Genomic DNA, 8,134 nt, shown 5'->3' on the forward strand with positions numbered 1-8,134 from the left:
CTCGCTCCAGGACGGTGACCCGCCAGCCGTGCCGGTGCAGGGCGAGCGCCGCGCTCAACCCGCCGATGCCGGCGCCCACCACCACCGCGTGTGAGTCGTCCATGTCGATCCTCCTTCTACAGGTGTAGAAGAGTGATACTACCTGCGAACCCCGGAAAGAAGGAGTGCCATGACCGCGCGGGCGAACCGGATCGCGACGCTTGCCGACGCGGCAATCGAACTGATCGCCGACGGCGGCATGCGAGCCCTGACCCACCGGGCGGTCGACGGCCGCGCCGGTATGCCGCCCGGCACCACCTCCGCGTACCTGCGGACCCGTCAGGCGCTGATCGAGGCGGTGGTCGGACGGCTCGCCGAGCGGGACCGGGCCGACCTGGCGGCGTACGACCTACCGACCGGCCCGCCACCGCCGACTCCGGCCCCCCGGCTCGACGGCGACGACCTCGACGCGCTCGCCGCCGGCGTCGCCGAGGTGCTGGACAGGTGGTTGAGTGTCGGACGCAGCCGGAGCCTCGCCCGCTACGCCTGCCTCCTGGAGGCGGTGCACCGGCCCGAGCTGCGCGGCATCCTCCAACACGGCACCGGGCTGCGGGTGCAGGCCCGGGACCTGCTGACGCGGGCCGGGGCCACCGACCCCGACCGGCAGGGCGACCAGTTCGTCGCGTTCGTGGACGGGCTGCTCTTCGACCGGCTGGCCGGCGCGGGAGCGCTCAGCGCCCCACCGCCCGGCAGTGCGGCCAGCCGCGCCGATCTGAGCGCCGCCGTCCGTACGCTGCTACGCGCCCTCACCGGAACCTGACCCGTCCGGGTCGCCGCGCTGGCGGCGTGCGGGCCGGTGGCGTGCGGTCACCCGGGCCGGGGGCGCAAAGCAGCCCGCTGATCAGGTCCGACGCGGGATGGGAGACGATCGCCTCGGGATGCCGTGGCCCGCCGGCCTGGTGCCGTGGGCCGGTCCTTTGGAGCTGAATCGTTTGCGACATCGAGCCTGAATCGTTCACGGCATCAGCTCCAAAGGGGGAGCGGACGGCATGCTGCGGGGTGCCGGCCGCGTGGTGTCGCGCTCTGGCAGTGCGCTGCCGTGAGCTGGTGGAGGGTGTCGTGTCGTGCCTCGTTACGGCGTGGCACCGCAGCTGGAGCGGGGCTGGCGGGCCGGCTCGCGTGGGTGGGAGAGGCTTCCCCTGGCAATGATCATCGGTCAGGTCCGAGCCACCGCTATCGACCTGCTGCGCGGCGTCGATCCGGATCACGACGCCGCCGTTCTCGCCCGCGTCGACGACGCCCTGGGCCTCCCGCCGGTCTGACGCCGGAACCGCTCAGGGCCTGTTTCCCGCGGACGAGAACGTCGACTCAGGCGCTGGCCCTCGCCACCAGGGCGGACGGGAAGAGGGTCACCGTAGCCGCCGGGCGACCGTCCAGCAGAGGATTGGCCGCGGCGGTGGCGATCCGGCCCACCGGATGACTCGCCGTGGTCAGCGCCGGGGCGGTCATCCCGGCCAACGGAATGTCGTCGAAGCCGGCCACCGCGACGTCGCCGGGCACCCGCGCACCGGCGTCCCGCAGGCCCGCGATCACCCCGAGCGCCGTGTCGTCGCTGATCGCGTAGATCGCGTCGATGTCCGGCCAGCGACGCAACGCCTCGCCGGCCGCCGTCCGGCCGCGCGCCGCCCGGAAATCCCCCGGCAGTATCCGCTCCGGCAGGCCGGCCTCGGCCATGAGTCGGCGGTACGTCTGCACCGGGCGTTGCGCGCAGGGCAGCCACCGGGGGCCGGTCACCATGGCGATGCGACGGCGACCCGACGCGTACAGGTGGCGCAGCACCGCCTCGGAGCCGGCGGCGTTGTCGACGTCGAACGACGGCACCGTCGCCGAGCCGACGCCGATCGAGACCACCCGCCCGCGCAGCGACCGGGGCACCGCCTCCAGCAGCTCCTCGGTCGTGTTGACCAGGATCACCCCGCACACGCTGCGGTCCCCGTCGAGTTGGTCGAGGCTGCGGGGGTCGCCGAACGGCAACCAGTACAGCGCCACCCCGACGCCGGCAGGAGTGCACACCCGGGCGGCCGCGCCGACCACCTGGTGCACGTACGGGTCGTCCAGCACCGCGGCGCTGGTGCCCAGAACCGCCACGACCAGCCGTACGCCGCCTCCCCGGACCAGCGCCCGGGCGGCCGGATTGGGCACGTAACCGAGCTGGTCGACGGCCGCCGTCACCTGTTTCCGGGCGGCCGGCGAGGCGAACCCGGTGCCGGCGATCACCCGCGACGCCGTGGACCGGGACACCCCGGCGACCCGGGCCACGTCCTCGAGGGTGGCCGGTCGGTGTGCCGCTGTCGTCATCGTCGCCTCCCGCGGCCCGTCCGGAGGGTCGGACCAACGCCTGCTCACATCATGCCCCGCCCGGACCAGCAGCGGTAAGGGGCGGTTGCCGGTTGTGGTGGTAGCGCTCTCAGGTGTGCGATCGTGCCAGCAGATCACCCCGAGAAAGAGGACGTACCCCTCGTGAGCGCCCCCACCAGTCGACCCGTGGCACCGGACACCGCATCGCCGACCCTGCGGACGGTGCGGCTCGCCCGCAACGGCGTCGCCGTCACCTTCACCCTCAATGGGCTGGCCGTCGGCAGTTGGTTCTCCCGCGTCCCGGCGGTCCGTGAGGCGTTGGACCTCTCCGCCGGCCGACTCGGGTTGCTGCTGCTCGCGATGAGCGTCGGCGCGCTGCTCGCCATGCCCACCTCCGGCCTGCTCGCCCAACGATTCGGCGCGGCCCGCACCGTCACCATGGCCACCGTCGTCGTCGCGGTCGGCCTGACCGTGGCGGGGCTGGGGGCCACGATGACCGGGTCGTTCGCCGTCGTCGCCCTGGGGTTGGTCGCCCTCGGCTACGGCTCCGGTGCCTGTGACGTGGCGATGAACGTCGAGGGCGCGGCGGTGGAACGGCGGCTGGGTCGCACGATCATGCCCCGTTTCCACGCCGGGTGGAGCCTCGGTTCGGTGGCCGGAGCGGCGCTCGGCGCCGGGGCGGCCCGGTTCGACGTGTCGGTCGGCGCGCATCTCGTCGCGGTGGCGGTGGTCGTGTTGACCGGTACCGCATTCGCCGCCCGGACGTTCCTGCCCGTCGGCAGCGATCACACCGGCGATCCGGCGGACGCCACCCCGGCCGCCCGCCGCCGGGCGCAACTCGCCGCCTGGAGGGAGCCACGCACCCTGCTGATCGGGCTGTTCGTGCTGGTGGCGGCCTTCACCGAGGGTGCCGCCAACGACTGGCTGGCCGTCGCGTTCATCGACGGCCGGGACCTCAGCGAGGCTGCCGGTGCGGCGGTCTTCGCCGTCTTCGTGGTCGGCATGACCGTCGGGCGCACCGCCGGCACCATCGCCCTGGACCGGTGGGGCCGCGTGCCGGTGCTCAGCGGCACCATCGGCCTCGCCGTTGTCGGTGCCGGCCTGGCCGTGCTGGCCAGCTCCGGGCCGGTGGCCATCATCGGCGTCGCGCTGTGGGGCCTCGGCGCGTCGCTGGGCTTCCCGGTCGGGATGAGCGCGGCGGCCGACGACGAGGCGCACGCGGCGGTACGGGTCAGCGTGGTAGCGGTCATCGGATACACCGCGTTCCTCGGCGGCCCGCCGTTGCTGGGGCTGATCGGCGACGAGGTCGGCACCCTGCGCGCGCTGCTGGCGGTGCCGCTGCTGCTGCTGCCGACAGTGCTGCTGGTGCCGGTGCTGCGTCCGCCGCACCCCGCTGAGACTGCTCCGTCGGTAGGTAAAAACTAACCCATTTCGCTGCCGGGCGGTATCGGGTGCGTGGCCGACTGCGCCGCGCACCCGTGCTGGTTACCGTCGCCCGATGCCAACCGACGAGATCACCGCCGCCGCGGCCGGTAGCTGGACGCTGGGCGACCGCACCGTGCACCGGATGGGCTTCGGCTCCATGCGGATCACCGCCAACCCCGACCCCGACCGGGCCGTGGCCCTGCTGCACCGCGCCGTCGAGTTGGGCGTCAACCACATCGACACGGCAGCGTTCTACGTCTCACCCGGCGGCACGCTGCGCGTCGGCACCGGCCCGGCCCGCTACGCCACCGAGCTGATCCGCGCGGCGCTCGCCCCGTACCCGGAGGACCTGGTGATCGCCACCAAGGTCGGTTTCGGGTACGACCGGGAGGCGGGCTTCACCGAGGCGTTCACCCCGGCTCAGTTGCGGGCCCAGGTGGAGGAGAACCTTCGCCGGCTCGGCCGTGATCACCTCGATGTGGTGAACCTGCGCCTCGGCCGAGGGCCAGGCCCGGTGTCGGTGGCCGACCGGTTCGGTGCGCTCGCCGAGCTGCGGGCCGCCGGGCTGATCCGGCACCTCGGGCTCTCCAACGTCCGGCCGGAGCAGTTGGACGAGGTGGCGGGCATCGCGCCGGTGGCCTGCGTGCAGAACAACTACGGGGTGGACGCCTACCGGGAGCAGGACGCTGTCGTCCGGCTCTGCGGGAAACGGGGCATCGCCTACGTACCGTTCTTCGCGCTGGCCGGAACCGGTCGGGAGGCAGGCGCGAGCACCACGCAGAGCGAGGCAGTCGAGGCGGTCGCCCGCGCGCACGGCGTCACCCCGCAGCAGGTACGCCTAGCCTGGACCCTGCACCAGGGCCCCCACGTGCTCGCCATCCCCGGCACCGCGGACCCGGACCACCTGGCGCAGAACGTGGCTGCCGGAGCCCTCCGCCTGACCCCGGAAGACCTGACCAGCCTCTCCGACCCGTTGTGACCCCGTGGTGACCCGTTGATCATGAGGTTGACGATGCTCGGTGTCGGCGTGTCACGCCGCCAACCTCATGATCAACAAGGGTCGGCCGGGGGTTCAGCGGGCGTAGACCAGGTTCATCGTGTCGGTGTGGCCGGACCATCGCAGGTCGAGGCGCCAGCAACCGGCCTGGGGCAGGTCGATGATCGACGGACCGGGGCCGCCGGCAACCTCCCGGATCACCGGAGTGTCGGTGCCGTCCAATCGTGCGGTGATCACCAGGGTTGCCGGTGCGACCGGGTCGGGCGAGGTGGTGGTGGCGCGGGCCACCCAGAGGATCTTGTTGTTCGACCCGTCCGTCCGGACCTGGCGCAGCGGGTGGGCGAACAGCACCGCCACGATGTCACCCTTCGCGCCGAAGACGTGCGGGACCCGCGAGTCCCCGCTGAACCCGGCGTCCGCCCAGTCGGGCAGGGAGCCCGTCTCCACCCGCGTCGCGCAGGCGGTCGCGGTGCCCGCCGAGGTGGCCGCACCCGCCGTCGGCGCCGCGCCGCTGGTCGTGGTGGTGCACCCCGCCAGCAGGACCACCGAGGATGCCAGCATCAACCTGCCCCAGGAAACCATCTCGCCCCTTCCGGTACCCATCGACGGCTCGTCGCATCTTTCCGACACCGCCCGGGCCCTTCGGGTTCCCCGTGCCTCGTCCTGGCCCGGCGATGCTGCGTAGGGCGATACTGGTGCTGATGTCCGCCCCCGGGCAGCCGCCGCGATCACCCTCCCAGGACGCGGCACTAGCGCAGTGAACGCGCGAGCTCGACCGCCTCGGCCTTGGTGAGGTCGCCCTCCAGCCGGTAACTCACCTCGTTGTCCTGCCAGATCAGGGTCGAGGCGGCCAGTCGGGCGGTCTCCCTGCGGATTCCGCCCGCCCGGTCCACGTAGGACAACGTGTGGGGGCCGTCGACCCAGACGGCGAAGTCGCCGTTGACCTGGACCCAGTTGGCGCCCGGCGGGCTGACCTCCTTGTGAAAGGCCAGGTCGAGGTGACCGTCGAACGCGTCGACGCGCAGCGCGCCCCCGTCGTAGAGAAGCGTCGCCACCCGGTACCGGCCGGTGGCGTCCGGGTCGGCGACCAGCACCCGCTCGGGTGGGCCCAGCTTCGCCGGCAGCCGGATCGGGAACCGCACCGCCCGTTGCGCCTCGTCCAGGGCGACGGCCCGTTGTCCGGGCAGTGGCGACGCGGTGCCGTCGGGCGGCGTCGGGGCGGGCGCGGTGGCGATGCTGACCCCGGCGAAGCGCAGCAACCCCGTGACGACATCGGCGATGGCGGCCCGCGTCGGCGGCAACACCGCCACCAGCAGGGCGACGAGCGCCGCCGCGGCGAGCGAACGCCACCGGCGTCGCCGGGGCGCGGGCGTGCCGAGACGTAGGCGGACACCCGCTGTGACGTCGGGTGGCTCGGGTGTCTCCAGCCAGGCGGACAGCTCACGCAACTCCCGTTCGAGGTCACCCATGCCGGACCTCCTCACTGTCGAGCAGGCCGCGAAGCTTCGTCAGCGCCCGGGACGTCCGCGACTTCACAGTGCCCCGGGGCCAGCCCAGCGCCGACACCGTTTCGTCCTCGGTGAGATCGAGGAAGAACCGGCAGGCGATCACCTCGCGGTCGCGTACCGGCAGTTGCCGCAGCGCCCGCACGAGCGACGCCCGGCGCTCCCCGGCGAGGACCGTGGCCATCGCGTCGTCGTCGGCGATCTCGGACGTCGGGTCCGCTGCGGCCGCCCGCAGGACGAGCCCGTCGCGCCGGCCCCGGGAGCGGTGCAGGTTGCGGGTCTCGTTGGCGACGATCGCGAGCAGCCACGACCGGAAGGACGCGTCGCCCCGGTAACGGGACAGCTTGCGGTACGCCTTCACGAACGCCTCCTGAACGACGTCCTCGGAGTCCGAACCCGCGCCCAGCAGCACCGCCGTCCGGTACGCGGACGCGGTGTGCCGGGCGACCAGGAGGTCGTACGCCTCCAGGTCACCTGCCCGAGCGCGGGTGACGAGCGTCTCGTCGTCCAGGGGAGGCTCCGTTCGCATCACACTCATGACACCGCCCACGCGTCGCCGGTTCCACCCGGCGCGGGTCAGGTTGCTCCCACCCGTCGTGCAGCCTATTTCCAGGTTCTGGTGGTGCACTGGGAGAGGTGTCGAGGAGAGGGGCTGGTCATGGGCTGGTTCAGTCGCCGTTCACGGGGCGCCGAGGCGACCCCCACGAAGCTGGACCGGGAGGCGACCCGCGAGGACCTCGCGGCGCTGGAGGCGTTCGTAGCGAGCCGTCGGGGCGTGGAGTTCTACCTGGAGCCGGAGACCACCGCGACGGACACCACTGTGGTGGCGATCGCCCACGACGGTGAGTGGATCCGTCGCCGCACCGGAACGCCCCGCGCCGCCGGGGCCATCGCCCGCAAGCACGCGGTGCCGTTGTACGAGGCGGCGCGCACCGGCTACCCGGAGCGCATGCGGACCTGGAGCCGGGCCCACCCGGAGCGCCACGCCCGCTGACCGGAGCGTCGACAGTTGTCGCGCGGCCCCGGACGTCTGACGACCTCCGGTGGACGGGCGTAGCTCGGTAGTGGGTGTGTGTCGTCCGCCTGGGCGTCTGTGGCTCGGCCGGGTGGGCGCCGCTCGGCCGTGGATGTGTCGTTCGGCTCCTTTGGAGCTGAGTCGTCTGCGACATCGCCCTACGTGCCAACCGGCCGCCATGGTGGCTGATTCGTCGACGACATCAGCTCCAAAGGGGCCCCGTGAACAATCCGCCCCCGGCCCAGCGGACCAGTCCACCGCGGCCCAGCGGGCCAGTCCAGGCGGGCCAGGGGGCCAGTCCACCGCGGGCCAGGCGGGCCAGGCGGGCCACTCCACCACCGGGCGGCGAACCAGCTCACCCGGCCTGTCACTGCGACGAGAAGCAACCCGTCCACCGATATTTCCGCAGGTCAATGTGGTGGTTGTGGCGGGGCGGCGGCGGGGTCTGCGTTGACCGCCAGCGCGGCGGTGTGGCAGCATTCGCGGCCTGACGGCAGTGAAGGAAGTCGGTGCGAATCCGACGCGGTCCCGCCACTGTCACCGGGGAGCGATCCCCCCTCGTGAGTCACGACCGTGTGTCTGCGGTTGGAAGGCCGGGGGAGAGCGTCGATCCGGAAGCCAGGATACTTCGGCCGTCGGGATGTACCCCAGGGCGTGGACACCCGAGGAGGACCCGATGACGCACGGCGTCTCATTCATCGACGAGTATCGTCATAACCCAGGCGTCGGGCGCCGCACCGTGCCCGGAACCGGCTGTGCCCGCATGCCTCGGGCCGGCCGCGGTGACGTGCGCCAGGCCGCCGGCTTCCGGTACCGCTGAGCCGAGCGCCCGCCGTTGACCGGCCCCGACGCCCG

General features: G+C 72.9%; 10 protein-coding genes and 1 riboswitch. Of the genes, 5 read left to right on the forward strand and 5 right to left on the reverse strand.

Translation table 11 applies throughout. The features are described from left to right. Window positions 1–103 (reverse strand): FAD-dependent oxidoreductase (locus tag ABZ406_RS30545; RefSeq protein WP_357768998.1); only part of this gene is annotated, 103 nt, incomplete at its 3' end. Window positions 104–169: 66 nt separating this feature from the next. Here ABZ406_RS30545 and ABZ406_RS30550 point away from each other — a divergent pair. After that, complete coding sequence (locus ABZ406_RS30550) at window positions 170–799, forward strand: TetR/AcrR family transcriptional regulator (protein WP_357768982.1); 630 nt, start codon at window positions 170–172, stop codon at window positions 797–799. A gap of 304 nt (window positions 800–1,103) precedes the next feature. Further along, entirely contained in the window at window positions 1,104–1,301 is a 198-nt protein-coding gene (locus ABZ406_RS30555) for a hypothetical protein (protein WP_357768984.1), read from the forward strand. Window positions 1,302–1,347: 46 nt separating this feature from the next. Here the strand turns inward: ABZ406_RS30555 and ABZ406_RS30560 are convergent, their stop codons facing one another. Beyond that, window positions 1,348–2,337 carry a LacI family DNA-binding transcriptional regulator gene (locus ABZ406_RS30560; RefSeq protein WP_357768986.1) on the reverse strand — a complete coding sequence of 330 codons (990 nt, stop codon included), beginning with the start codon at window positions 2,335–2,337 and terminating at the stop codon, window positions 1,348–1,350. Between the two features lie 162 nt (window positions 2,338–2,499). Between ABZ406_RS30560 and ABZ406_RS30565 the strand changes: the two genes are divergently transcribed. Next, a complete protein-coding gene (locus ABZ406_RS30565; protein ID WP_357769000.1) occupies window positions 2,500–3,762 on the forward strand; it encodes an MFS transporter in 1,263 nt (420 codons plus the stop codon). Window positions 3,763–3,835: 73 nt separating this feature from the next. Continuing rightward, window positions 3,836–4,741, forward strand: coding sequence for an aldo/keto reductase (locus tag ABZ406_RS30570; protein WP_357768988.1), 906 nt, complete (start codon window positions 3,836–3,838; stop codon window positions 4,739–4,741). A 93-nt stretch (window positions 4,742–4,834) separates the two neighbouring features. Here ABZ406_RS30570 and ABZ406_RS30575 read toward each other — a convergent pair whose 3' ends face one another. From ABZ406_RS30575 to ABZ406_RS30585, 3 genes are all read right to left on the reverse strand, one after another. Continuing rightward, window positions 4,835–5,362 carry a hypothetical protein gene (locus ABZ406_RS30575; protein WP_357768990.1) on the reverse strand — a complete coding sequence of 176 codons (528 nt, stop codon included), beginning with the start codon at window positions 5,360–5,362 and terminating at the stop codon, window positions 4,835–4,837. Between the two features lie 146 nt (window positions 5,363–5,508). Continuing rightward, complete coding sequence (locus tag ABZ406_RS30580) at window positions 5,509–6,228, reverse strand: hypothetical protein (protein WP_357768992.1); 720 nt, start codon at window positions 6,226–6,228, stop codon at window positions 5,509–5,511. Beyond that, window positions 6,221–6,793: an RNA polymerase sigma factor gene (locus ABZ406_RS30585; protein ID WP_357768994.1), complete on the reverse strand. Its 573-nt coding sequence runs from the start codon at window positions 6,791–6,793 to the stop codon at window positions 6,221–6,223. Before ABZ406_RS30585 ends, ABZ406_RS30580 begins: the two co-directional genes overlap by 8 nt. Before the next feature lie 129 nt (window positions 6,794–6,922). On the opposite strand from ABZ406_RS30585, the gene ABZ406_RS30590 reads away from it, so the two are divergent. Further along, window positions 6,923–7,258 carry a hypothetical protein gene (locus ABZ406_RS30590; RefSeq protein WP_357768996.1) on the forward strand — a complete coding sequence of 112 codons (336 nt, stop codon included), beginning with the start codon at window positions 6,923–6,925 and terminating at the stop codon, window positions 7,256–7,258. 520 nt (window positions 7,259–7,778) lie between these two features. Further along, window positions 7,779–7,908, forward strand: a riboswitch (cobalamin riboswitch). Window positions 7,909–8,134: the final 226 nt, after the last annotated feature.

Origin of the sequence: Micromonospora sp. NPDC005710, assembly GCF_040630995.1 — a bacterium.
Taxonomy (GTDB): domain Bacteria; phylum Actinomycetota; class Actinomycetes; order Mycobacteriales; family Micromonosporaceae; genus Micromonospora.